Raw genomic sequence first — 23,801 nt, 5'->3', positions numbered from 1 at the left:
CGCACGCCGGGCGTTCGAGCGATCCGGAACCGCTGCGTCCGCCTACGCGCACCAGATGGGTAAGCCCGACATCGAGATCCGACTTGCAGACTTTTGTTGTCGAGCAAGGCCACCTGCCGCTCGGCCGACCTCACCGGCACGAAGCGCATGGTAGGCCGAGTGACCGTCTCGCAAATCGCTTCGGCATCGGAAGCATCGAGCTCCAGGCCCAACCGGGCGGCCCGGCCACCACAGAACGTCGCGGTCGCTTTGCGGTTCCGGTCCGGCCTGCAATGCCCCGCTGAACGCTCGTCGCAGGCTGGTCACATGAGGGCAATACGCTCAATGGCCCCTTGGGAACGTCGCTGCCGCCTGGCGCCGGTCTGTAGGCCCCTTTCTCCGCCGCAGCCTTGTGCCGTCGTTTGGGGGCAAGGGGCGTCAGACGTGTTGCAGCATCTGGCGAAGATGGGTATCAATATAAAATTTGATGCACACACGCGTCGGAGGCCCTCCATGAACCCAGCATCCCACTCGCGCGCGGCTCAGGTCGCGTACCAGGATCTCCTGCGCCTGCACCTCGACGAGGCGGCGTCCGGGATCGTGGGAAGCATCGAGGAACGGCATCGCAACGGACGGACCTATCTCTACGATCGGTTCCGGATCGGGACCGAGATGAAGAGCCGTTACCTCGGTGAGGACAGCCCCGACCTGCGCGATCGCCTGGCCCGCGCGGCGAACCTCAAGGCGCAGGGTCAAGAGCGCAAGGCCCGCATGTCGCGTCTTGCGCGCGTGCTGCGGGCCGAAGGCATGATCGCGACCGATCGCGAAACCGGCTCGCTGCTGCTGGCCTTCGCACGCGCCGGTGTCTTCCGATTGGGCGGCACCCTGATCGGGACCGGGGCCTATGCCCTTTATCAGGGAGAGCTTGGCGTCCGCTTCGATGCCGATGAGCTCGCGCAGACCGGGGACATGGATTTCGCAAGCTTCGAGCGGCTTTCGGTGGCTCTGGGCGACCGGGTCGAGGATGCGCCCGGAGATATCCTGCGTGCGATGAAGTTCGACGCGGTTCCGGGGGTCTGGGACAGGCAGGTCTGGCGGTGGCGTCAGAGCGGCGGCGAGGCCATGGTCGAATTCCTGACGCCCGCGTTCGGAGAGGAGGGCATCAAGCAACTTCCGGCCCTGGGCGTCAGCGCGCAGGCCCTGAACTACCTCAACTTCCTGATCGCCGAACCGATCCCCGCCCTGGCCCTCTACCGCTCCGGCGTTCTGGTGCAGATCCCGCGCCCGGAGCGGTTCGCGATTCACAAGCTGATCGTGGCCAGCCGGCGCCGCGGCGGACCCGACGAGGCGAAAGCCCGCAAGGATCGGGCACAGGCGGCGTTTCTTGTCCGGGTTCTTGCACAGGATCGCCCCGACGACCTGGCAGAGGCCTTCGCGCACGCCTTGTCGCAGGGGCCGCGCTGGCGAGAGCGCATCGCGTCGAGCCTGAAACTCCTGCCGGAAACGGAAAATCTTCTGCGCGAAGTTTTGTGAAAGGGCGGGACTACGGAAATGCATGACATCGCAAGGGCCTCGGGCCCTGCGCGCCCTTTCCGGGCCGACGTCGAACAGCCGGGTAAGGTCGAGCGCGGATCGACCCCGGCGCCGTACCGGAGAAGATGCGTCAGGCGCTAGCCATCCAAAAATCGAGGTCTTGACCTTCGGTCGAGGCGCACGCTTCGCAGAAGATCACGGCAGACCCCTTTCAAGACCTCGGTCATTCGAATGCAGGGTGTGTCGCGGGCAGGATCCGGATGCCGCCAGGGCAGGGCAGGACATCGGAAGACCGCCGCTTTCGGAACCGGCAATGACCTTCATTGGAACGATCTGTTTCGGCCAACGTTGCGACGCTGAACACAGTGAAGGATATGACCCATGAAGAATCTGATCATCGGCGCAATGATGCTGCCGCTTGCCACCGCCGCCTCCGCCCAATCGGCCGATCTGTCCGGCTACATGGAGGCGGACGACATCAAGGTCGTCGATGCGGCCGGCGAACGGATCGGCGAAGTGGAAACCGTCCTTATCAACGCCTCCGGTATGCCCGCCGCACTCGTCGTGGAAGTGGATGACGGCTTTCTCGACCTCGGCGACCGTGAGGTGGTGGTCGAAATGGATGCCCTGACCTGGGACAATGGGCAGTATACGACCGCCATGACACCCGAAGAGATGGAAAACCTTCCGGTCTGGGACGACTGAGACCCGGTGCATCACAAGATAAGGGAAAGCCGCGACCGCGGCTTTCCCGCCTTGTCGACGATCGGCACGCCCCGGCGGTGCGGACAAACCTTGGATCATCCCTTGGCACGTCGAAGCCGAGGTCATGATACCGGCGGTTCGGAAATGGTTTCCGGAACCTGCCTTAGAGTGAACGTATGCCTTTTGCGGGATCGCGGTGATCGGCGTTGATCGCTGCACCACCACACAAATGGTTTCGAGTGGCGATGCAGTCACGGCTGGTTTCCGCTGCGATCTTCCAACCGAAGCCCTGGCGTCGAGCAATCCGTCGACACCCGCAGCACCCTTGGACGACGCGCCACAAGTGCGAATGAGCGGTCGTTTCGAGTATGTTTGCCCCGCGCCGCGTCCCCGACGGAGTTTCGCACCGCACCCGGGATCCGCAGGCAATCGACTCTTGCGGTCTGTTTCGGCATCGGACGGCGTGGAAGAAATCTGATCCAAACATCCGTGCCGTGGCCGAACCGACGTCATTTTTACCCCGCGATCCCATTCACCTTCCGCCATTTCGCAGGGCATAGGGCATCACGGTTGTCTGCCTTTCTTCGACTCTACAGGTGTCATCACACGGGCTTTGCAGCATCTCTGTCCGGCATTCGGCGCTCACGAGCCGTTGCGCGCCGATGGGCTTTTTCCGCCTCGACCTTGACGATGCAGCCTTTGGGACGGGCGGGGTCGGGTCGCCCAAAACACCGCTTTCCCGAACAGATCCGTCAGGACGGCGCGGGGGCCGAACCCGCGATCAAGGCAGCCAGGAAGGGTAATCGCTGACCAGAAGGTGCCGGGGCGGCTCGTCCTCCTCGATGCTGGCCCAGCGGCCGATTGGATCGCGGAAGATGTTGTCGGTCTCGTCGTCGTTCACGGTAGAGACCTCACCGATCAGCACCTCTCCGCCCTCGCCCCAGAAGGCGTGCCAGTCGCCGGGGCGCAGCGTGACGCTTTCGCCCGGCTTCAGGCGCAGCCGCTCGCCCGGGGCGTAAGCGCGCCGGATGCCGTCGCAGAGGACCTCTCCACCACGGTCCTCGGAAAAGTGCCCGGCGTCGTCGGAGCCGTAAAGTTCCACCACCAGCGTGGCCCCGCCACGGTTGATGATGTCCTCTGCCTTGAGGACATGGGTGTGCATCGGGCTGAGCTGGTCCTGCTTCGAGATCAGCAGCTTCTCGGCGTAGCACATCCCGCCACCGGCGCGCAGATCGCAGAGCAGGCCGTTGCGCAGGGTGAAGAGGCTCAGCCCCATCTGATCGAAGCGACCGGCACCGTAGTCGGTGATGTCCCAGCCGCAGCGGGCGTCGATGACGTGCCGGGCCTGCGCCGCGCGGGCCTGGAAGTCGTCGGGCGACCAACCCGCGAAAGGGGGCAGGGCAAAGCCGTGCCGCCGGATCGTGGCCGCAGTCTCGGCCAAAATCTCGTTGATCTCGGATCGCTTCATGTCTTCGCCTTCCCGACGTCCATCCGCAGGCCAATTGCACACGTCGGGCGACATGGTGCGGCAAAGCGGAAACGTTCTCAACTCCGACCCGAGATCCATCGTGCACGTGGTTCGTTGAGTAGCCGGCAGAGAATGCGGCAGGACCGGAAACCTGGCTGAACCCGACGTATTCACGGCAACTGGTCCGCTTCGCAGGGGTCTTTGCACACACTAATCGAGCCGCGAAACGCGGACAAATAAAAGCGGAACGCAATTCAAACTGCGAAGGAAACGCACCGAAAGGCGGTTCTTCAGCTTCATCCTCGTCGACCGAACGACGCGCAGCCCAGCCTGCGTATGACCCCGTCCCGCCAAATATATAACATAACTCTGATTAGACGGTCAGTTTTAACGCGCAACTTCCATCGAGAAAAAAATTGGTGCTTCGCGTATTTACTCCGTGAAGCTGAAAGCGAGCTTTGGAGAAAACGTGACGGAGGAACATGGGTTCGTTTCCAGGCGGCTCCGTTTTAAAAAATCCCTCGCGGTTCCCGCCTTTGCTCGGAAAACTCTGCTGACTGTTGGGTCATTTTGCATGGCGATCGGCGCCGTTACAGCATACCGTCGTGCGCCTCGCTCAGCTCACCGGCAGACATACGACAATGGAAGAGCCAAGGCCGCATCTCTTCGAGTGACTTCCTGCATCGGTCTGCTCTGCGTTGACGTCGTCCTTCCTTCGTAAATTTGCGTGTTAGCATAGGTGTCACTATACCTTAGCTGATTAGACGTAGATCACGACGTTGTACTCTTTGAGATACCAAGGGCGTGTCGATCCTCCGACGGTCGTCGGCAAGGGCCGTCGGCAATGTTGGAATCATCGCCTCGGCAGCCTGCTTCACCAGCTCAAATGCCCCATCCCGAATGATATCGGTCAATGGATCGGGTGAAATTTATGATGGATCGAACTGCCCGACGGTGATATCGTCAGGAGCATCAGTTATGATTTTTTCAAGAAATCATTCGAACTTCTGTCGCCGAATTTGTATTATACCCTTGAAGGCCTCGGCAACGCTTACGTGCCATTCAGCATGAAGCGTCAGTAAAACATCAAACGATTTAACTAGGAAAAAGGCCGATCAGATCCTCCCCTGAGAAGCTGCTCAATTATAAATAAGTTTTATACACTAGAAAAAAATGTATTCTCATCAATTCAACCGCGCGACAAAAAAAGCCAGAAGCGTTGCGGACGGAATAAACGCGCGGCTCCGTATCCGGTGGAATACTCGCCATCTGTCCGGCCCCGGAATCATTCTCCAGGACGACGATGATGTCGCCTTGGTTTGCATGTTGAAAAATGGGGCCTACTATATTGACGAATTGCTGACGCATCACCGGGCGCTCGGCATCAGAAACTTTCTGTTCATCGACAATGGGTCCGACGATAGAACCCGAGAGATGCTTGCGGGTCACCCTTATATCACGGTCGTGATCAATACGCTTCCGGTCGCGACCCACGAGGCACTCCTGCGTTCGCAGATCGCCCGAAGGTTCATCAAGGGGGGATGGTTCCTCTTCGTTGACAGCGACGAGTTGATCGACATGGTCAATGCGACGGGCCGAACGTTCCGGGATTACGCGCGCTATTGCAACGACAACGAATACGACGCCGTCGTAGGTCAGTGCCTTGACCTGTTCTCTGACTTGCCCTTGTCGGAAACGCTAACCTGGGATTACGCGCAATCGATCCAGCGGTTTGATCGATATAGCCTGAATGCGATCAAGGATTTCAGTTATCACGACCCGTCCGTCGGGTTTTCCTGGTTCCTGCGTAACAACACAGTATCGAACCCGCAGATCCACCTTAAATTCGGCGGTATTCGGAAAGAGCTCTTCGGCGAAAATTGCGCCTTGACGAATCACCGCATGGTCAAGAATGCGCCTGACATCGAGATATACTCGCACCCGCATTGCAGCAGCAATATTCGATGCGCGGATTTCACGCTCTTGCTGCGGCATTACAAATTCGCGGGAAATTTTGCCGAACGGGAGCGCGCACAGGTGGCCAAAAAGGTCTGGCAGCATGGTGAAGATCGAAACAGGATCGCCGTTGTCCAAGATTCGTCCTTTCGCTTTGCCTGCAAGCAGGCTTACCGGTTCCGTGACGCTTCGCAGTTGGCTGAACAGAACTTCCTGACGTGTTCAAAGACGTTCTACGAATCGTTTCCCCCGGTGCCGCGATCACAGGAAGGGTCGTGATGATCATTCTCTTTCAAATCTACGGCAACCGGCGGGTCTATCACCTGGAGCTGACATACAGCATACTTTCGGTCCTTCGTTTTCTGAAGGAAGATAAGGCCGGAATCCGCGTCGTCCTTGCATCTGACGAGGCCAACAGTCGGCCGGATCTTCCCGTCGAGGCGCTGACCATGACGCCGGAGATGCTGCATCGATGGCAGATGGGCGGAACCTACAATCACGCCATCCAGGCCTACGCGCTCCACCATGCGGTTCGCCATTTCGATGCGCCCGTGATCCTCGTCGACAGCGACACGATCTTTCATGACCACCCGCGAAGGCTCTTCGATCGGATCGGCCCCGGAAAGATGCTGATGCACGCGCGGGAAGGAACCCTGCGCGACAGCGATGCCTGGCCCGAATGGCGATCCCTCATCGACCGCAGCGGTGGGCGTGTGGGCGGGCAAGCCGTAACGCCCGACAGCGTGATGTACAACGCGGGCATCCTGGGGCTTTGTCCGTCGGATGCCGACCGTCTAGACGATGTCGAAGCCGCGATGATCGACATCCGCGCGACCTCCGACATGTTCACCGCCGTTCAGCTGGCTGCGTCCCTGGTGTTCGACCAGGGGCATGTGTCGACCTGCGAGGATCTCGTCGAGCACTATTGGGACGGGCCGCGGGCCTATTACCATTACCAGATGCAGCGGATGTTTCCCGGCGTGCTCGAGGGCAAGAGAATCGCTGATCCGGACATGCCACTGCCGCCCTTGCGCCGTTCCCCGCCGATTGCTCTGCGGCACCGGGTGGCGGCGCGGGCGATGCGGATGCGCCGCGCCGCAGGTCCCGAGCTCGGCTATGCTTACTTGGCCTATCGAAGCGCCCTGTCGCATCGGAAGTCCGATCCCGATCTGGCAAACGTCTGGGCCGATGCGGGCTTGGCCATGCTCACGTGGGGGACGCGGGATACCAACGCGCATCCCTCGGATTTCAGCCGATTCTCCGGCAAACAGCTCAGGTCTCAGACCTGGATGAAGCCTGACCTGCAGGCACGTTGGGAAAGCTATTGGTCCAGCGTCAAGGACTGCAACGAAAGCAGTGCATCGCCGTGGACATGAAGGACGAGTGCCGTCAGGATCACGCCCAGCACGGCATACGATAGATCGTGCCACGGATCCCAGGCACCATGCCGGCGTGCCAACTGGATCACGAATGGGTGGACAAGTACCTGCGACACCCAAAGCCCTGCGAACGCGCCAAGAAGCCCATAATATTCCATCCCCGCAATGAAGAAGACCGTCTGAACCGTGGCCTTGACCAACAAAAGCCGGAAGACACCGCGTGAGTCCCCCTGCCCGAGGGCAGAAAAATCATAGGTCATACCTATGAGAAAGGGGACGTTCATGCAGGCGACGGCGACCACAACCGCACCCGCGGCAAGGAACCGATCGTCGTAGAGAAGCGCGATGATCCACAATCCCGAAAACGCCAAGCTAAACTGTGCCGCGAATACCAGGGCCGTCATCACTGCGCGAAGCTTGCGCACCTTGGCGTAGTTCGCGTCGGACGCGCCCGGCGGGCACTCGCGATGCAGTGGGATCATGACCTGCGACATGATCTTGGAAATCATCGCCTGCGGAAATCCCGCCATGAAGTACCCGATGTTGTAAATACCCAGGACCTCGAGGCTGAGGTATTTCCCCAGAATGGCCTTGTCGCCTTGTGTCAGGGCGAAACCGCACAACGTGCTGAGGAATATCCATTTCCCGAAGTTGATGAGTTCGACTGCGGCGGACTGATCCCAACGAAAGCGGTTCCGTGGCCCCGGAAGGTAATACTGCATGATGATCAGGCGGATCACGGCCGCGATCACCCCACCGATGATCAAGGCCCAGACCGACCGCATGGAAAATGAAAGCCCGATCATCACGGCCAGGGAAAGGACCTGCGCTATCACGTCCAGCATCGTGACGCGGCCCAGCATCAGGTGCCTGCTCGCCGTTTCGATCCGCGTGGGATTGAAGCCTGAAACAAGAAGCGTCAATCCGGCAACGGGCAGCATGAGCTCCAGGCGCGTGTCGTCGTAGATCCAGGCCGCGAAGGTTCCAAGAAAGAAGCAGCTCAGCCAAAGCACGATGCCGCGGATGCATTGGATGGTCCACGCGGTATCGAGAAAATCGGTATCGTCGCCCCGAGCGCTTTGCTGGATCGAGGGCGAAACGCCGATATCCGACAACAAGGTCAGGCCGACAATGAAGATCGTGATCAGTGCCATCAAACCGAAGGCTTCCGGAAAAAGCAGCCGAGTCAGCACGAGGTTGGAGCCAAGTCGAAGACCCTGCGAAATCAGGAAACCGCCAGCGGACCATCCGGAACTTCTGATCAATCGAGCGCGTAGGCCAAACCCCGTGGATGCGACCTGCCCCATGCCGGCCTCAACGCTCACCGGTCGAACTCCGATTTTCGTTCGGACTTATGATATTATTATCGTGCATAATTCATCGCTAAAAAGGGTATTTATCTAAAAGGCGGGTTCAGAGTATAGTTCCGGCCCAATTTATTTTCTCACTTCCAGTAAGGCCGCTTTCAGCAGGTTCGATTGATGAAATTCGACGTGAGCCCCTATAAGTTCGATGCCGTAAGTTTCGCAGGTCCGCTTCTCAAACTGTCTTCTCACTAGGCTCCCCCCCACTCCATCAAAGGATCGAATTCAAAGGTCGAATAACCGATCTTTCGGGGATCGGAGCACTACTGTTCGGCTCTTCGACAGCGTTGCATTCTACATACCCGAGAAGACCGCCGGCCATCATCCAGGTGATCGGCAGCAACGTCGCGTTCGGGAGCATGTCGATCAGGTTGATACCAAGCAGCAACGCCGTTGCTGCAACAACCGCCGGTATCGCGTTGCGACGCGAAGTCATGAACAGAGCGAAGATCGGCGCGGTCAGTAGTCCGAATTCGGCCAGGTAACCGAGCCAGCCGAATGTTCCGATCACGATGATCCATCGCCCGTCGGTGACCGAAATATTCTCCCCGGTCTGCAAATCGTAGATCAGGTTCCGGCCCCAGGTGCCCCATCCGAAGATGGGGCGTTCGTTTGCCTTGCTCAGAAGCATGTCCTCGTTCGTGAACCGAAAGGCCAGCGACTGGGCGCGGTCGACGTTGATGCTTTCGGCCCAGTTCAACAGCTGAACGACAGGGACCAGATCGCTCCCGCGCAGGATCGGGTAGCTCAGCGCGACGGCCGCGAAGCCCAGAGACGTCATCAAGACGATCCGAACCGGCGCCATGAGAACCAATGGCAGCAAGACCAGCGCATAGACCAGTGACGCAAGGCTTTTGCACAGGAACAGAAGGACGAACAGATATCCCGTCGCCAGCAGCCAACGAGAACGGGAATTATCGGTATTGTCACGAGACAACGTCGCAGCAGCGACGGTCGCCGTCATGATGAAAAAGGCCAACCAAAGCCCGTGCGGCATGAATACGATCGGCCGGAAACCGCCAGACCGCATCATCTGTGCAAAGCTGTGCTGAAAAAACCCGTAGATCCAGGTATTCAACTGCGGGCTCAGCCGGATTTCGATCAGCATCGGGACCGAGTAGATCAACGCGCCCGCGATGAATATCTTCAGCTGATCGCGATGGGCACCGGGCGTGCGCAAGAGGTTTTGCGCCAGGAAAAACGGCAACACGAACAGCAGTTGCGAGACCAGGATCGAGGCGGCATCGTAAAGCCTCAGACCAGGCAGCGCGCCAATCCCGATGTAAAGCGCGTCTTCATTCGTCAACGTGGTCGCGAGCGGACTGAAGACGAACGCCGCGAGCAAGAGGCAGATCAGCGGCGATCGGGGCAAGGCGATCGACCGTCGTCCCGCGTAGATCAGGCACCCCATCAGCGCCGAGAGGTTCGCGATGCCGTACTTGTCCAAGGCCGGAACGACCGGCAGATCGAAGCTCGCGGTCGGGGGAAGCACCATGTAGCCGCCGACGATAGTCCAGATCAAAGCCCGCTCGACGCTCAACCGCGCGAAGAGCCACAGCGACACACCGGGCCATGATGCCAAGACGAGGTAGGCAAAGATATTCGGCATGGACGATGCCCCTTTCGTGCGGGCAATTCAGATTTGCAGCGCCCTGCTCTCGACGCGCGAGACCCGGCTCCTGACGGGCGCGCCGACCGTCTGGCGTGACCGCGGCGCGGTGAGGGACCGGGGCGGTGCCAACATCCCCTCCGCGATCAGAAGATCGGCAGGTCCCAGGTGTCCACCACTTCGGCCATCTCCTCGAAGGACAGCACCTTCTGGTCGATCAGCATCAAGGACGCGGGAATTCCCACGATCACGAACAAGAGGGCCACCCCTCGCCCCAGGCGCCTGCGGCGTGTTTCCCAGATCGTCGCCACATGCGGCAGCGCAATCGTGGGCACTGTGCCCAAGGCGCGCTGGAACCGGCTGGTCGAGCGAATCACCGGGTTCGCAAGCTCGAGCAGGAAGATCACCCCGAAGGCCAGCGCGATCGAGGCGATGCTTCCGGCGAGCACGATCTTCTTGCGGCTGGGTTCGACCGGGTGGTCGGGGACGAGCGCGCTTTCGAGCACCTCGAAACGTTCGGCCTGGCGGTTGGCCTCGAGCCGCTGTTCGACCTCCGCCTCGGCGCGCCCCTGGATCGCGGCGTCGAGTTGTTGCTGCAACTGCTCGCGACGGCGGGCGAAGGCGGCCAGCTCCTGTTCGACCCCGGGCGTGGTCTGGATCTGCTCGTCCAACCGGGCCCGCCGATCGGCGATCGACGCAATCTGTTCGTTCAGAAGCGCGACCTCGTCCTCGATCAGCACGCGCTGGCTGTCCGTGCGTTGCTGCGACAGGGCGGTCTCGTTCTCCTCGAGGGCCGCGATCTCGTTGCGCAGGCGCGGGATGTTGAAATGTCCCGGCGCGGTGGCCAGCAGGCGCGACAGGTCGATCTTCAGCCGGCTGATCTCGAGGCTCACGGGATCGGGCGCGCCGGTGTCGCCCAGCGGGCCGATGTCGCCCTGCTCCAGGATCGCCACCTGCCGGTCGAGCGCCAGAAGCTGCCGCGAGATCTCGCGCGCGTCTTCGTCGAGGCGCACGATCTCGTCGCGCTTGAATTCCAGCCCCTCGGGAAGCGAATTCGCGTTGGCGTACTTGAACTCCAGAAGCTGCGTGTCGAGATCGGCGATCTGCTGCGCGAGGCGTTCCTCCTCTCGCCGGAAGAACGCCAGCGTCTCGGCCGTGCGCGTTTCCCGGTCGCGCAGGTTGCGCTCCATAAGGCGGCTCACGAATTCGTTCGCGACGAGTGCCGATTGCTCGGCCTCCGCCAGCCGGGTCGTGATGATCAGCGCCGAAGGCTCGCCCGCCAGCCCGTTGGGCAGCCGCATCCCGGGGACGCTTTCCAACCGGAAGGCAAGGCGCATGAGATGTATGCGCTCCGCGGTGGTGATGTCGGCAGCCTCGAAGAGACCGTACTTGTTCGCGACCTCGAGCAGGTTGTCGCGGGAACTGAGCTGCTGCTCGATCTGCTGGATCCGCTGGGCGGTCGTCTGCATCGTGCCGGGATCGCCCCGGTCGGTGGCGATTTGCGGGCGCTGGATCTGCACCACCGCCGCGGCTTCGAACACCTGGCTGAGGCTCAGCGCGTACCACACCGCCCCGAGGCTGCCCAAGCCTGCGATCAGGCAGAACAGGAAGAAACGCCGCATCACCATGCGGAAAAGATCGCGGATGATCGAAATCTGGTCCATGAAAGCCCTGTTTCAAATAAGCGACCCGTGCCTGGAAATGCGTCATCGGTCGCGGGTTATCGAAAATTCAATTACGTATGGTCCCGGGTCATGAAATTCCGGTATTCAATATGGGTTTCCGGTCCGATCCGCCGCTGACGCGGTCCGGCGCGGTCCGGGTTGAAGCACTTTTTGCAAGATCGGATTTTATCATGAAAATCGGTTACGTCATCAATTCCTATCCGATGCCGTCGCACAGTTTCATCCGCCGCGAGATCCTCGCGCTGGAACGGCAGGGCGTCGAGGTGGCGCGTTTCGCGATGCGCACGGACCGGGACCGGCTGGTCGATCCCGGTGATCTGGCCGAGCTGGACAAGACCGAACTGGTCCTGGAACGCGCGGGAAGTCTGGGGCTTGCGCGGTCCCTGCTGGGCGCCTTGTCGCGGGATCCGCGCCGGTTCGCGCAGGCGTTGCGGCTGGCGGTCACCCTGGGACGCCGCTCGGACCGCGGCGTGCTGCGCCATCTGATCTACCTCGGCGAGGCGAGCTACCTGTTGCGGCGATTCGCGCAACGGGAGCTGACCCACGCGCATGCGCACTTCGGCACCAACTCGACCAGCGTGGTGCTGTTGATGCACAAGCTCGGCGGGCCGGCCTACAGTTTCACGGTGCACGGGCCGGAAGAATTCGACGCGCCCACCAGTATCGGCCTTCCGATCAAGCTTGCGCACTGCGCCTTCGCGGTCGGGGTCAGCGCCTTCGGGCGCAGCCAGCTGTGCCGCTGGACCGACCCCGACGGCTGGGACAAGCTGAAGATCGTGCACTGCGGGATCGACCCCACGCGCTTCGAAGAGCCCGTGCCCCTGCCCGGAGGCGCCTTGCGCGTGATCTCGATCGGGCGTTTCGTGGAACAGAAAGGGCAGCTCGTGCTGCTCGATGCGCTCGCGCGGCACCGGGCGGCGGGGGGGCATGCCACGCTGACGCTGGTCGGCGACGGTCCTATGCGCGCCCTGATCGAGGCACGGATCGCAACGCTGTCCCTTAAGGACGCTGTCACCCTGACGGGCTGGGTGTCCGAAGGGGACGTCGAGGAGCTGATCGGTCGGTCGCATCTTCTTGCAATGTCCAGTTTTGCCGAAGGCCTGCCCATGGTCATGATGGAGGCGATGGCCATGGGGCGCCCCGTCTTGGGGACCTATATCGCAGGCATCCCGGAGCTGGTGACGCCCGAGACGGGGTGGCTCGTTCCCGCCTCCGATGCGGAGGCGATGGCCAGCGCGCTCGACCGGATCGCCGCCGCAGGGCCGCAGGTCTGGGCCCGGATGGGCACCGCTGCCCGCGCCAGGGCCCTGGCCCGTCACGACATCGACCGCGAAGCGGCGCGGATCGCGCAGCACATCCGCGCGGCCGCCTCGTGACCGCGCTCGGCCGCGCCCCTCAGCACCCGGTGGCGCGCAGAACGACGCGCACCGTCTTGTGGATCACGGCAAGGTCGGTGCGGAATGAGACGGACCGTGCGTAGGCGTCGTCATAGGCCGCGCGCGCGGCGAAGGACGTGGCATTGCGATCGGACACCTGCCAGGACCCGGTCACGCCGGGATAGAGGGCATAGTAGCTTCGACCGGGATAGAGCACTTCCTGTCCTGCCATCATCGGGCGCGGTCCGACGACGCTCATCTGGCCCGAGAGCACGTTGAGGAACTGGGGAAGCTCGTCCATCGACGTGCGCCTCAGGATCCGGCCGAACCGGGTGATCCTGGGATCGTCGGTCAGCTTCTGCTTGTCGTTCCATTCCTCGCGGGCCCGGGGGTCGGCGGCGAGATGGGCCTCGAGCCGCGCGTCGGCGTCCGGGACCATGGTCCGCAACTTCCAGATCCAGAAGAGCCGGCCGTTCCGGCCCACCCGCCGCTGCGTGTAGAACGGGGCGGCCCCGTCAAGCGACACGATCAGGGCCAGAACGCAGATGACAGGAACGAGCACCGGCAACAGCAGGAGCACGAAGAAGATGTCGAAGATCGGTTTGCCCAACCGACCGTAGAACTTGCGCGGTTGCGCAAGCGACGAATGGTAGTCGGGATGAGAGGCAGTGACCTGCGTGCCGTAATCACACAGGCGCACCTGAGATTCAAAATCAGCCAAAACGAATAGTCCCCACAATATAGTCTTTTTGGCAGAGCGCCCCGAAAAAATGGGTCGCTCGACCTGCCAAGAAATATCCGCCTGGCAGGGCGGTCGCTCAAATAAAATGCCGGCTTACGCCTTCAATAAGACGTATTTAAACCATAAATCCGACACGACCTATAGGTCAATTTTCCGTGAGAACATATATTTCGCTTGCACCACATCTACGCTCATAGTGTCTAATATCACTACATATAGTATGTATGGCGCAACAATGATGCCCTTCTGCTCTACGAGCGGCGTCGGGTCGGCCGAATTTCCGGCCATCTCGCAGTTTCTTCGAATCGGCTCTCGGGGCCTCCGACAAGCGATTGTCTCCAGACGCGCAACATCGGCGGAAACATGCGGGAGATATTCGAACGGGACGGCGGAAACTGCCCGATCGGCCTCCCGCGACACTTCGCGCCTCTTGTCGCATGGCAAGGGTTGGTGCACCATTCGAGCGCTTGTTAAATTTTTGTTAGGGTTTGCTTTCTAGCGTTGCGTTAAGGATTTATCGACGACGTTACGTCCGCAACGGGGCGAACCTGGACTGGAGAATGCACCTTTGGGACACGTCATCTTGGGGGCCATCGCCGGGTATATCGTCGGATTTGTGATTGTGGTCACGGGATATGGCTGGACGGCGGGTTTTGTGGGCCTTGTCGCCAGTGGCACGCTCGTCGCGATCGGATCCGCACTCTGGGCGGCCCGCGTCTCCGGATTGAGACGGCGCTGCACCGGTAAGAACAAGACCCCATGCCCGCCGGAGGATCCGTCGGCCAACAGGATCTGAGCCGGGCGGCCTGCCGTCAGCCTCGGTCGGTCAGCACATCGGCCGCGACCCGTTGCAAGGCGGCGGCGGTTTCGGGTGGCACCGCGTGCCTGTTGTACGAGGCAAGCGGGACACGATGCGGCAGGCCCACTGGATCGATGCCATAGATGCTGGCGACCATGACCAAGGCTACGAAATAAGCCCCCGTCGCGTTGGTATGGATGCTGTCGTCGAACAGATCGTCGATGGCGGCGACACCGGGCACGCGATCGGCCGCGATGGCATCGGCCAATGCGCCCATCGCCTGTCCGGCCGGAATGACGCGCATCTTCGGGCTTCCCGGGGCCCTTTGCGCATTTACCTCGTCCACGATTCCCTGCCAAAGCCCGCGGTCCGCGTCGAGCCGCGCGCGCCAGGCCACGTCGTCCCCCTCGTCCCACTGGACGTCGACGCCGGTGCCGCTGCGCAGATCGTGCCAGGTCTCGTAGAGGAACACCTGCGCGCCGGCGTTCGCGCCGGTTGCAAGGGCGTGAAACTTCGCCGCGGTCCCCACGCTGTCGCTGTATGCAAGATGGTTGGCCAGCGGGATCGCCTCGGTCAGGACCACCGCGTCGAAGCGGCCGGAGGGAAGCACGGCCCGCGCGTCGACCCCCTGCGCCTGGGCGCTGTGCTGCCAGTTGTACAGCATCGGCGCGCCGTTGGTGATCTGCGCCTCGGTGCGACCGGCCCCGCCCGCATGGGCCACGAAGGCCTGCACGATGGTCGGAATGTCGAAGGCGATGAGCGAATGGCCGATGAAAAGCGTGTCGCCATCCGTGTCGACCGGGTCGGCTGCAGTCGGTGCGGTGAGAAGAAGAGCGAACACGAGGGCGATAGACGTCTTCATCGAAAAGATCCTTGGCAAAATACGGGCGGGCTGCGGCGCGAGAATATGAGTGCGCCTGGAATGAATGGGACCATTCCAGCGTCCACCGCTCGCTGCGTCAAGGTGCATCTTACCGAACAGAAAACTTGCGCGGCGCCCGGTGCCCGTGCAGATTGCGGGAATACCTGAATTATTTTTTAGCACGAGATCATCATGCCGTTCCGGAAAGCGGAAGACCGCGTGGGCCAGACCGTTTCGCAGCCTGTCACCACGGCACAGATCGCGGCCGTTGCCATCGGCCGAAACGAGGGGGCCCGCCTGAAGGCCTGCATGGCCTCTTTGCAGGGGAAGTTCGGGCGCATCGTCTATGTCGATTCCGGTTCCACCGACAACAGCATCGCCATCGCCGAAGCCGCCGGGGCCGAGATCGTGCGGCTGGCGGAGGATCGCCCCTTTACCGCGGCGCGGGGGCGCAACGCCGGCATGGCGGCCTTGCCGGAGGATCGCATCCGCTACGTCCAGCTGCTCGACGGCGATTGCGCCTTGCAGCCCGGCTGGCTGCCGGCGGCACGGTCCTTCCTCGACGCCCACCCCGATTGCGCGGTGGTCTGCGGTCGACGGCGCGAGCGGCGGCCCGATGCCTCGGTCTACAATCGGCTCTGCGACGAGGAATGGAACACCCCCGTGGGACAGGCCAAGACCAGCGGCGGCGACGCGCTGGTCCGCCTGGACGCGGTGCGCGCGGTGGGTGGCTTCCGTGACGACCTGATCGCGGGCGAAGAGCCCGAGATGTGCATGCGCTTGGCCCGCGCGGGCTGGTCGGTCTGGCGCATCGACGAGGAGATGACGCTCCACGACGCCGCCATGACGCGGTTCTCGCAATGGTGGCGCCGGTCGAAGCGCAGCGGACATGCCTTTGCGGAAGGTGCCTTCCTGCACGGTGCGGGTCCCGAACGGCTCAAGGTGGCGGAGCTGCGCCGCACGCTGTTCTGGGGGGGTGCCCTGCCCGTCGTGGCGCTGGCGGGTGCAGCGCTGGTGTCGCCCTGGGCGCTTTTGTTGCTTCTGGCCTACCCCGCGCAGATCCTGCGCATGACGATACGCGACGGCGGTGGACGCAACGCCCTGGTGTCCGCCTGCTTCCTGACCTTGGGGAAATTGCCGGAAACGCTGGGAATCGCGGAATTCCACATCCGCCGCAAGATCGGGCAAAGATCGTCACTCATTGAATACAAATAGGCCTTCGGCATTCCGTACCGAGGCACGCCGAGGGACAGATTTGCCGCGCTGCTTCGGAAAACGCGGATAGCGAAAATCTGCCTGTTCGATCGGCGCAACACATTGGACTTCCCGGCGTGTCGTTCCGAATGCATGCTGGGCTTGGCAATGCCGCCTTATCCCCCGTCGCCAATCGACGGATCACGCCTGTGGGCCGGGAATGTGTCCCTGCCCCGTTTCCCGCTGCGGTTCCTGCTCGACACTTGTCCTTTTCGGGCAGGGGTCATAGCATTCCGGCGGTGTCGCGCCATTATTTCGCCGCGGCATGATATATTTCAATATCGATTCAGGCAGGTCTTCCGATCTGCAAAAGGACTAATTTCTTGGAAGAATTCGACTATATCGTTGTCGGGGCGGGATCCGCCGGCTGCGTGCTTGCCCGACGGCTGTCCGATCACGCGGACGTCCGCGTGCTTTTGATCGAGGCGGGCGGCCCCAATTCCCACCCTTTCGTGGCCATGCCCAGGGGCTTTCACAGGATCTCGGCCAAGCCAGGTTATTTCTGGGAATACAAGCTCAGGCCCGCCCGTGATCGCGCACCCGAAACCTGGCGCTACGGCAAGGGATACGGCGGTGCGAGCGCGGTCAACGGCATGTGGTACATGCGCGGAACGCCCTCCGACTTCGAGGCTTGGCGGACGGCGGGAAACCCGGGCTGGGGCTGGAGCGACATGCAGCGGGTCTATGGATCCCTCGAAAGCTACAGGGACTGCGGGGCGCATGCCTCGCGCGGTGTGGACGGCCCGTTGCAGGTCACGCGAAGCGTCTATCGCTCGCCGGTGGTGGAGGCCATGCTCGAAGCCGGGGCGGAAATGGGCCTGCCCGTCCTGGAGGACATCAACCAGCCCGATACCGAAGGGGTCGGCCTCTCGCAGTTCTCGATCGACCGGATGGGCCGCCGGGGATCCAGCTACTCGGTCTTTATCAAGCCGGTGAAGGCGCGCCCGAACCTGGTCGTACGCCACGGGATCGAGGTCAAGCGCATCGAGATCGTGGACGGCACCGCCCGTGGCCTGGTCTGCGACGACGGCGGGCGCGAGCGGATCTACCGCACGAGGGGAGAGATCATCCTGGCCGCGGGTGCGATCCAGTCGCCCAAGATCTTGCAACTCTCGGGCGTCGGCCCCGCCGCGGTGCTTGCGAAAGCCGGCGTTCCGCTGGTTCACCCGCTGGAGGCGGTGGGACGGAACCTGGGCGATCACCCGATGGTCTCCATCACCTTCGAGCTCGACAACGACGAGAAGATGCATCGCGAGTTTACCACTTACAGGCTCTACTTGCGGGTCTTGCAATATTACCTCGGACTGAAGGGGTTCATGGCGACGGGGGCGGTGCCGGTCACGGCCATGATGTCGGACGGTGGCGACACGCTCTGGCCGGGCATCCAGCTTGGCATGGTCCCCATCGCGGTCGAGGATCGGCACCCCCGCCGCGGGATCCTGTCGCGCAAACGCAATGCGACCCGGCCCGCGGTCATGTTCCTGGGCTACCTGCTGCGCCCGAAGGTGCGCGGAACGGTCGAGATCGCCTCGCCCGATCACCGCGCGACGCCCGAAATCGCGATGGACTGGACCGCCCATTCCGAAGATCGCGCGGCCCACGCCAGGATCGTCCACGAGATCCGGCGCTTCGCGCGGACCCGCGCGCTGTCTGCCTTCCTCGGCGCCGAGGTCCCGCCGGCACAGGGCCACGCATCGGTCGCGGGCGTCGACGACGCGGTCGAGGTCCCCGTCGCGTCGGGTTTTCACGGGAACGGCAGTTGCCGGATGGGACCCGATCCTGCGAGCGACGTGGTGGATCCGCAGTTGCGGGTTCACGGCCTGAAGGGACTGCGCGTCGCCGACGCGTCGATCATGCCGACGCCGGTGTCGGGCAACACCAACGCAACCGCCATGGCGATCGGCGCGCGCGCGGCAGAGTTGATCCTGGCCGCCCGGCAGCGGACTGCCCCGCTTGCGGCGCAGGCAAGCTGACGGACCCCCTGCCCCTTCGGACGGACGCGGCCCCTGCCCCGGCGCGCGGACCGCGTTGGGCGGACGGCGCCCGTTACCTGCGGTTCAGGCGCGAAAGCAGGTTGCGGCCCATGCAGCAGACGATCGGCAGCACGTAATCCCGGACCACCCGCAAGCTCGCCTCGCTGCTACACACATCGTTGGAACCGGGCCGCGCCCTACTGAGGAACTTGCCCGGGGGAAAGGTGAATCCCGATCAGACGATTCGGCCGGGGCGCGGGGCCTGCGTTGCCGCGAAAGTGATGATGTTGCTCCGGTGTCGTGAAGGTCTGCACATGCAGGGGCAAGCCAAGGCGAACGGGCGCGCAACTTTCAGACGATCCAGAACAACCAATCTAATCCGAAGGTTGCACCGTCTTTCGTCTGCTTAGTGGGTGCCGATCTGCAGGGGCGGGTGATTCGCTTTCAAATTTGCAACCTCGGGAAGACACGCAAGTCTCGCGCAATGGTGAACGCACCGACCGTCACCAGCGCGACAGGCCTAGCCGATTGGAATCGAAAGACTTATCCAGATTATGTCGGGAATGGGGCGCAACGGCAGCATTTGATTGTTTTTTAAGCCGCCGGATGATATGCATAATATATTAACAAAGAATGAATTTCAGTCATCTTTTTTAGCCTGCCCCGGCGAGTGTTTCGCCGCGGTGGAATGTTCGCCGGGGTATTTTCGCGGCTAGATTGGTTGATTGCGTCGAGCAGGCAGATACGCCGGTGGTCCGGTACCAAAGCAAGCGACGCGTCGGGCGTTCACATGCCCGCGGGGTCGATTGCCATTTCGAACTTCGACCGACTGTTGCAGGTCCGGCAGACCTGCCCCGAGCTGCGGTCAGATCCACGACAACAGCGCACCCATTGCCCGGGTAATCCCGTTTCGCACGGCCGCAAGGTAACCCGGGCGCTCGCCCCGGCCGCAGTCCGTCCGAGAACGGGATGAGCCCAACCCATGAAGTAGACCACTTCAGTCGGGGCACTTCACCCCTTGGGATCCTGGTGGATCGGATCCACCCAGTAGACTTCGCTCGGCTCTTCTACGGGATCCACGTCGGTGATGTTCACCACGACCGCTTCGTTGTCCGAACGCATCAGCACGCATTCGAGCGTCTTGTCCGGTTCGGCGTTGATTTCCTGATGCGGGCAGTACGGGGGAACGAAGATGAAATCGCCCGGTCCGGCTTCCGCCACGAATTGCAGACGCTCGCCCCAGCGCAGCCGCGCCTTGCCGCGCAGCACGTAGATCACGCTTTCCAGCTCACCGTGGTGATGCACGCCGGTCTTGGCATCGGGTTCGATGGCGACCGTGCCGGCCCATATCTTCTGTGCCCCGACGCGCGCGTGATTGATGGCGGCCTGCCGGTACATGCCCGGCGTCTGCGCCGTGTTGTCGTCCAGCTGATCGCCCTTGATGACGCGGATCCCGTCGTGTTTCCAGCGATCGTCCGCAGTCTTAGCGTGATGGTGGTCATGTGCCATTTGCGTCGGACTTTCCTTACCGTTTACCCGTCTGCCGGATCGCCGGACAAGATACGGCAGATGACCGGCATCTTGCGATATATGGGCAGGCCCCCCGGTCCTTGCCGCAGTAAGCCTGACCCGATCCCGTAGGTCTGCCGACAGGATCACACGAAGGTCGACCCGGTTCAATATTCGTCGCACCGCGCGCATGGCCAATGCTGTGGAAGCACCCCGTCAGGGCGCGATCCGGATCTCGCCGTTCTCTTCCTTGACCGGCACGGGGTCGAGACCGCAGGGCGCTCCTTCGACGGCCGCACCGCTGTCGGCGTCGAAACTCGCCCCGTGGACGGTGCACAAAAGCTTGGTTCCGCAGGCCGAAAGCACCTGATCGCCGCGGTAGTTCAGCGGCAGGTACTGATGCGGGCAGGCGTTGACGTAGGCCCGCAGACCTTCCGCCTTGCGCAGAAGGATCATCGGCAGCGCGCCGTTCGGGCTGGTCACCTCGACGGACGTGACGGACATGACCGCATCGCTTGCGCAGACAAAGGTTCCGGCAGGCGGGGCAGAGGCGTAATCGGTCCAGGGCACGGGCGGTTCCGCGAAGTCGGGGCCGGCGAACCGGCCCCTTGCCCGCATCACTCCGCCGGCTCGGCCTTGAGCACGCCGCGACGCACTTGGTCTTCCTCGATCGACTCGAAGAGCGCGCGGAAATTACCTTCGCCGAAACCGTCGTCCCCCTTGCGCTGGATGAACTCGAAGAAGATCGGCCCGATCACGGTCTTCGAGAAGATCTGCAGCAGGATGCGGGTCGTCCCGCCGTCGACCACGCCTTCGCCGTCGATCAGGATGCCGCGGTTCTGCATGCGCTCCAACGGTTCGGTGTGGCCTTGAACGCGCTTGTGGGACATCTCGTAGTAGGTCGCGGGCGGGGCGGGCATGAACTCCATCCCGGCCTGCGCGATCTTGTCGGTTCCGCCGTAGATGTCCTCCGAGGCGATGGCGATATGCTGGATCCCCTCGCCCTTGTATTCGCGCAGGTATTCCTCGATCTGGCTATGTTCGTCGGTGCTTTCGTTGATCGGGATGCGGATCTTGCCGTCGGGCGAGGTCAGCGCGCGCGACACCAGCCCGGTCTGCTTGCCCTTGATGTCGAAGAACTTGATTTCGCGGAAGTTGAAGGTCTCGCTGTAGAAGCGGTACCAGGTGTCCATGTTGCCGCGGATTACGTTATGGGTCAGGTGGTCGAGGTAGTAGAACCCGAATCCCTCGGGCCGGGGATCGGCCTCTCCCAGCCAGTCGAACTCACGGTCGTAGCAGCTGCCTTCGTCACCGTAGGTATCCACGAAATACAGCAGCGATCCACCGATGCCGATCACGGCGGGCACGTCGAGCGACTTGCCCGGGCCGGTGTACTCGGTGGCGCCGAGGTCGACCGCCCGCTTGAGCGCCCGGTTCGCGTCCACAACGCGCCAGGCCATGGCGGGGGCGCAGGGGCCGTGGTCTGCCACGAAGGCCGCCGCATGGCTGTCCGGTTCCGCGTTCAGAAGGTAGTTGATGTCGCCCTGGCGGTAGAGGGTGATGTCCTTTGTCTTGTGTTTCGCGACGGTTGCGAAACCCATCTGCCGGAAGATCTTGTCCAGTTGCTCGGGCGCGCGGTGGGCGAATTCGACGAATTCGAAGCCATCGGTGCCAGCGGGGTTCTCGGGCGTGATCGTGGCTTTCGGGGCGTCGTGGGGGAAGGGTCCCATGGCTTTGTCTCCTCGCAGTGTTCCGGTCGATCTTAGCTGGTTCACCATGCAAGGTCCGCGTATAGTGATGCACGGTGGCGCGCCTTTATGCATGACTTCGCCCGATTGAGGTGCCAGGATGCACGAAATGCGCATGGATCAATTCGATATCTCGATTCTCGTGGCCCTGCAGGACGATGGCGCGATGACCAATGCCGCGCTGTCCGAACGGGTGAACCTGTCGGCCAGCCAGGTCTCGCGCCGCCGTCAGGCGCTGGAAGCGGCCGGGGTGATCGAAGGTTACGCCGCCCGCCTCAATCCGCAGAAACTCGGCTTCGGCATGCGGGCGATGACCCGCATCAACCTGCGCCACCATGGGCAGGAGCGCGAGGACGAGTTCGCCAGATTCATCGCCGAACGCCCAGAGATCGCCATGGCCTTTTCCGTCTCGGGCGATGCGGATTACGTCCTGGACATTCGCGTCGCCGATCTCGATGCCTTCGCCACCTTCATCCACACGTTCCTGCTGCCGCATCCGCAGGTCTCGCAGGTGCGATCCGACATCGTCTTGCGGACCATGAAGGATCGCCCCGGCCTGGTCTTCCCGAGTTAGGCGACCGGTCTTTCTCTCCGGCGCCGGGCCGGATCACGCCGCGCGCATGGGCTCAGACCACCTCGGCACGCGCCAGTGCCAACCCTTTGTCCAGCAGCGCTTGCGCCAACTCCGGGTCTTCCGCCTCGGCATAGACGCGCAGTTCCGGCGCGTTGCCGGACAGGCGCAAATGCAGGATGTCGCCGGACGCATGGGTCATCCGTGGCCCGTCGGTCACGTCGAGCGCCGCAGGCGCGCCGTCCCAAAATGCGGCCCGGGCCCGGTCGTCTTGGGTCAAGGTCTTAATCCAGGCCGCGGCACGGGTGCGGTCGATGCCTTGCAGGCGGTCGGCCAGGGCCACGCGGCGCGGCAAGGCGGCGACGAGCGTGGAGAGGGGCGCGCCGCGCGCGGCCAGAAGCGGGGCGATCAGCGGCAGCACCGCGTCGCGGGTCGGCAAGGCAGGCAGGGGGCCCGCGTCGAAGCCCAAGAGGACGCCGCCGTTCGCCTCGAACCCCACGACGCGTGCGGGGGCCACGTCGGCCATGCCCGCGATGACGTAAGGCGAACCGACGCGCGTGCGCCGCACCTGCGCGAACCCCATCGCGTCGAGCGCGGTGGTCGAGGTCACCGGCGTCACCACGTGGGTCGCGCCGAGATGCCGGGCGGTGATCGCGCCGAGGAGGTCGCCGCGGATGACCTCTCCGGTTTTGTCCGCGAGCAAGGGACGATCGGCGTCGCCGTCGGTGGAAAGGATCGCGTCGAGCCCTTGCGCCGCCCAGGCCTTGAGCCGCGCGCGGGTCGCAGGATCCACGGCTTCGGTATCGACGGGCACGAAGGTGGTGGCGCGGCCCAGTTCGGTGACCTCTGCCCCGAAGGCGCGCAAAATCTCCGCCAGCAGATCGCGCGCGACGCTGGAATGGGTGTAGAGGCCAAGCCGCAGGCCGCGCAGCGCGCCCGCACCGAAGGCGTCGAGATAGCGCGCCCGATAGCCCGTGAGCGCCCGCGCGGCGGCCGCCCGGTCGATCTCCACCCCCTCCCCGAGCACCGGGGCGGGGGTGCGGGCGGCCGTCACGATGGCGGCCTCGTCGGGCTTGTCGATCTCCGATCCGCCGCGACGATAGAACTTCAGCCCGTTGCGGTCGGCGGGGATGTGGCTGCCGGTGACCATGATGGCCCCGGCCCCCTGCGCCTGGGCCGCCAGCGCCAGGGCGGGCGTGGGCAGCGGCCCCAACCGGACCGGCTGCGCGCCCGCCGCGCGAACCGCACGGGCCGCGATCTGCGCGATCTCGGGTGAGGAGGGGCGCAGG

18 protein-coding genes are annotated in these 23,801 nt (G+C 62.9%); 8 read left to right on the top strand and 10 right to left on the bottom strand.

What is annotated here, in order from left to right; translation table 11 throughout:
• The first annotated feature begins 492 nt into the window (after positions 1–492).
• Together EU805_RS14590 and EU805_RS14585 are read left to right on the top strand one after the other, a co-directional pair.
• Complete coding sequence (locus EU805_RS14590) at positions 493–1,512, top strand: GSU2403 family nucleotidyltransferase fold protein (protein ID WP_129764729.1); 1,020 nt, start codon at positions 493–495, stop codon at positions 1,510–1,512.
• 381 nt (positions 1,513–1,893) lie between these two features.
• The gene (locus EU805_RS14585) at positions 1,894–2,217 is read left to right on the top strand and encodes a PRC-barrel domain-containing protein (RefSeq protein ID WP_129764728.1); all 324 of its coding nucleotides are present in this window, start codon (positions 1,894–1,896) and stop codon (positions 2,215–2,217) included.
• 781 nt (positions 2,218–2,998) lie between these two features.
• Here EU805_RS14585 and EU805_RS14580 read toward each other — a convergent pair.
• Complete coding sequence (locus EU805_RS14580) at positions 2,999–3,685, bottom strand: D-lyxose/D-mannose family sugar isomerase (RefSeq protein WP_129764727.1); 687 nt, start codon at positions 3,683–3,685, stop codon at positions 2,999–3,001.
• Between the two features lie 1,173 nt (positions 3,686–4,858).
• Between EU805_RS14580 and EU805_RS14575 the strand changes: the two genes are divergently transcribed.
• Positions 4,859–5,920, top strand: coding sequence for a glycosyltransferase family 2 protein (locus EU805_RS14575; protein WP_129764726.1), 1,062 nt, complete (start codon positions 4,859–4,861; stop codon positions 5,918–5,920).
• The gene (locus tag EU805_RS14570; RefSeq protein ID WP_129764725.1) at positions 5,917–7,017 is read left to right on the top strand and encodes a hypothetical protein; all 1,101 of its coding nucleotides are present in this window, start codon (positions 5,917–5,919) and stop codon (positions 7,015–7,017) included. Before EU805_RS14575 ends, EU805_RS14570 begins: the two co-directional genes overlap by 4 nt.
• Here the strand turns inward: EU805_RS14570 and EU805_RS14565 are convergent.
• From EU805_RS14565 to EU805_RS14555, 3 genes are all read right to left on the bottom strand, one after another.
• Entirely contained in the window at positions 6,963–8,345 is a 1,383-nt protein-coding gene (locus EU805_RS14565; RefSeq protein ID WP_242494186.1) for an oligosaccharide flippase family protein, read from the bottom strand. The two genes, EU805_RS14570 and EU805_RS14565, sit on opposite strands and share 55 nt — an antisense overlap.
• Positions 8,346–8,595: 250 nt before the next feature.
• Positions 8,596–9,993 (bottom strand): hypothetical protein, encoded by a 1,398-nt coding sequence (locus EU805_RS14560; RefSeq protein WP_207208112.1) that lies wholly within the window; start codon positions 9,991–9,993, stop codon positions 8,596–8,598.
• Between the two features lie 146 nt (positions 9,994–10,139).
• Positions 10,140–11,657, bottom strand: a complete 1,518-nt coding sequence (locus EU805_RS14555) for a Wzz/FepE/Etk N-terminal domain-containing protein (protein WP_129764724.1) — start codon at positions 11,655–11,657, stop codon at positions 10,140–10,142.
• 191 nt (positions 11,658–11,848) lie between these two features.
• Between EU805_RS14555 and EU805_RS14550 the strand changes: the two genes are divergently transcribed.
• On the top strand, positions 11,849–13,054 hold the full coding sequence (locus tag EU805_RS14550) for a glycosyltransferase (RefSeq protein WP_129764723.1): 1,206 nt from the start codon (positions 11,849–11,851) through the stop codon (positions 13,052–13,054).
• Positions 13,055–13,073: 19 nt separating this feature from the next.
• On the opposite strand, the gene EU805_RS14545 is transcribed toward EU805_RS14550, so the two are convergent.
• Positions 13,074–13,775, bottom strand: coding sequence for a sugar transferase (locus tag EU805_RS14545; RefSeq protein ID WP_242494185.1), 702 nt, complete (start codon positions 13,773–13,775; stop codon positions 13,074–13,076).
• An 833-nt stretch (positions 13,776–14,608) separates the two neighbouring features.
• Positions 14,609–15,457 (bottom strand): hypothetical protein, encoded by an 849-nt coding sequence (locus EU805_RS14540; protein WP_129764722.1) that lies wholly within the window; start codon positions 15,455–15,457, stop codon positions 14,609–14,611.
• Positions 15,458–15,676: 219 nt separating this feature from the next.
• On the opposite strand from EU805_RS14540, the gene EU805_RS14535 reads away from it, so the two are divergent.
• Positions 15,677–16,672, top strand: coding sequence for a glycosyltransferase family 2 protein (locus EU805_RS14535; RefSeq protein ID WP_242494184.1), 996 nt, complete (start codon positions 15,677–15,679; stop codon positions 16,670–16,672).
• Between the two features lie 362 nt (positions 16,673–17,034).
• Entirely contained in the window at positions 17,035–18,684 is a 1,650-nt protein-coding gene (locus EU805_RS14530; protein ID WP_129764720.1) for a GMC family oxidoreductase, read from the top strand.
• Positions 18,685–19,695: 1,011 nt separating this feature from the next.
• Here EU805_RS14530 and EU805_RS14525 read toward each other — a convergent pair.
• The 3 genes from EU805_RS14525 to hppD form a co-directional block, all read right to left on the bottom strand.
• Positions 19,696–20,193: a cupin domain-containing protein gene (locus EU805_RS14525; RefSeq protein ID WP_129764719.1), complete on the bottom strand. Its 498-nt coding sequence runs from the start codon at positions 20,191–20,193 to the stop codon at positions 19,696–19,698.
• Between the two features lie 216 nt (positions 20,194–20,409).
• On the bottom strand, positions 20,410–20,697 hold the full coding sequence (locus EU805_RS14520) for a Rieske 2Fe-2S domain-containing protein (RefSeq protein ID WP_242494183.1): 288 nt from the start codon (positions 20,695–20,697) through the stop codon (positions 20,410–20,412).
• Between the two features lie 113 nt (positions 20,698–20,810).
• On the bottom strand, positions 20,811–21,923 hold the full coding sequence (gene hppD, locus EU805_RS14515) for a 4-hydroxyphenylpyruvate dioxygenase (protein ID WP_129764717.1): 1,113 nt from the start codon (positions 21,921–21,923) through the stop codon (positions 20,811–20,813).
• 133 nt (positions 21,924–22,056) lie between these two features.
• Here hppD and EU805_RS14510 point away from each other — a divergent pair, with 133 nt between their 5' ends.
• Entirely contained in the window at positions 22,057–22,515 is a 459-nt protein-coding gene (locus EU805_RS14510) for an Lrp/AsnC family transcriptional regulator (protein WP_242494182.1), read from the top strand.
• Between the two features lie 52 nt (positions 22,516–22,567).
• On the opposite strand, the gene EU805_RS14505 is transcribed toward EU805_RS14510, so the two are convergent.
• The coding region (locus EU805_RS14505) for a phosphomannomutase (RefSeq protein WP_129764715.1) at positions 22,568–23,801 on the bottom strand (1,234 nt) is incomplete at its 5' end.

It is taken from the genome of Salipiger sp. IMCC34102 (assembly GCF_004145405.1).
Classification (GTDB): Bacteria; Pseudomonadota; Alphaproteobacteria; order Rhodobacterales; family Rhodobacteraceae; genus Loktanella.
Note: the sequence above shows the minus strand (reverse complement) of the source record. Positions and strands in the feature narration are given on the sequence as shown.

Coding starts and splice junctions, on each gene's coding strand:
- EU805_RS14550 (WP_129764723.1), top strand. CDS start 11,849: ATGAAAATCGGTTACGTCATCAATTCCTATCCGATGCCGTCGCACAGT.
- EU805_RS14555 (WP_129764724.1), bottom strand. CDS start 11,657: ATGGACCAGATTTCGATCATCCGCGATCTTTTCCGCATGGTGATGCGG.
- EU805_RS14525 (WP_129764719.1), bottom strand. CDS start 20,193: ATGGCACATGACCACCATCACGCTAAGACTGCGGACGATCGCTGGAAA.
- EU805_RS14510 (WP_242494182.1), top strand. CDS start 22,057: ATGGATCAATTCGATATCTCGATTCTCGTGGCCCTGCAGGACGATGGC.
- EU805_RS14560 (WP_207208112.1), bottom strand. CDS start 9,993: ATGCCGAATATCTTTGCCTACCTCGTCTTGGCATCATGGCCCGGTGTG.
- EU805_RS14590 (WP_129764729.1), top strand. CDS start 493: ATGAACCCAGCATCCCACTCGCGCGCGGCTCAGGTCGCGTACCAGGAT.
- EU805_RS14585 (WP_129764728.1), top strand. CDS start 1,894: ATGAAGAATCTGATCATCGGCGCAATGATGCTGCCGCTTGCCACCGCC.
- EU805_RS14580 (WP_129764727.1), bottom strand. CDS start 3,685: ATGAAGCGATCCGAGATCAACGAGATTTTGGCCGAGACTGCGGCCACG.
- EU805_RS14540 (WP_129764722.1), bottom strand. CDS start 15,457: ATGAAGACGTCTATCGCCCTCGTGTTCGCTCTTCTTCTCACCGCACCG.
- EU805_RS14575 (WP_129764726.1), top strand. CDS start 4,859: ATGTATTCTCATCAATTCAACCGCGCGACAAAAAAAGCCAGAAGCGTT.
- hppD (WP_129764717.1), bottom strand. CDS start 21,923: ATGGGACCCTTCCCCCACGACGCCCCGAAAGCCACGATCACGCCCGAG.
- EU805_RS14520 (WP_242494183.1), bottom strand. CDS start 20,697: ATGTCCGTCACGTCCGTCGAGGTGACCAGCCCGAACGGCGCGCTGCCG.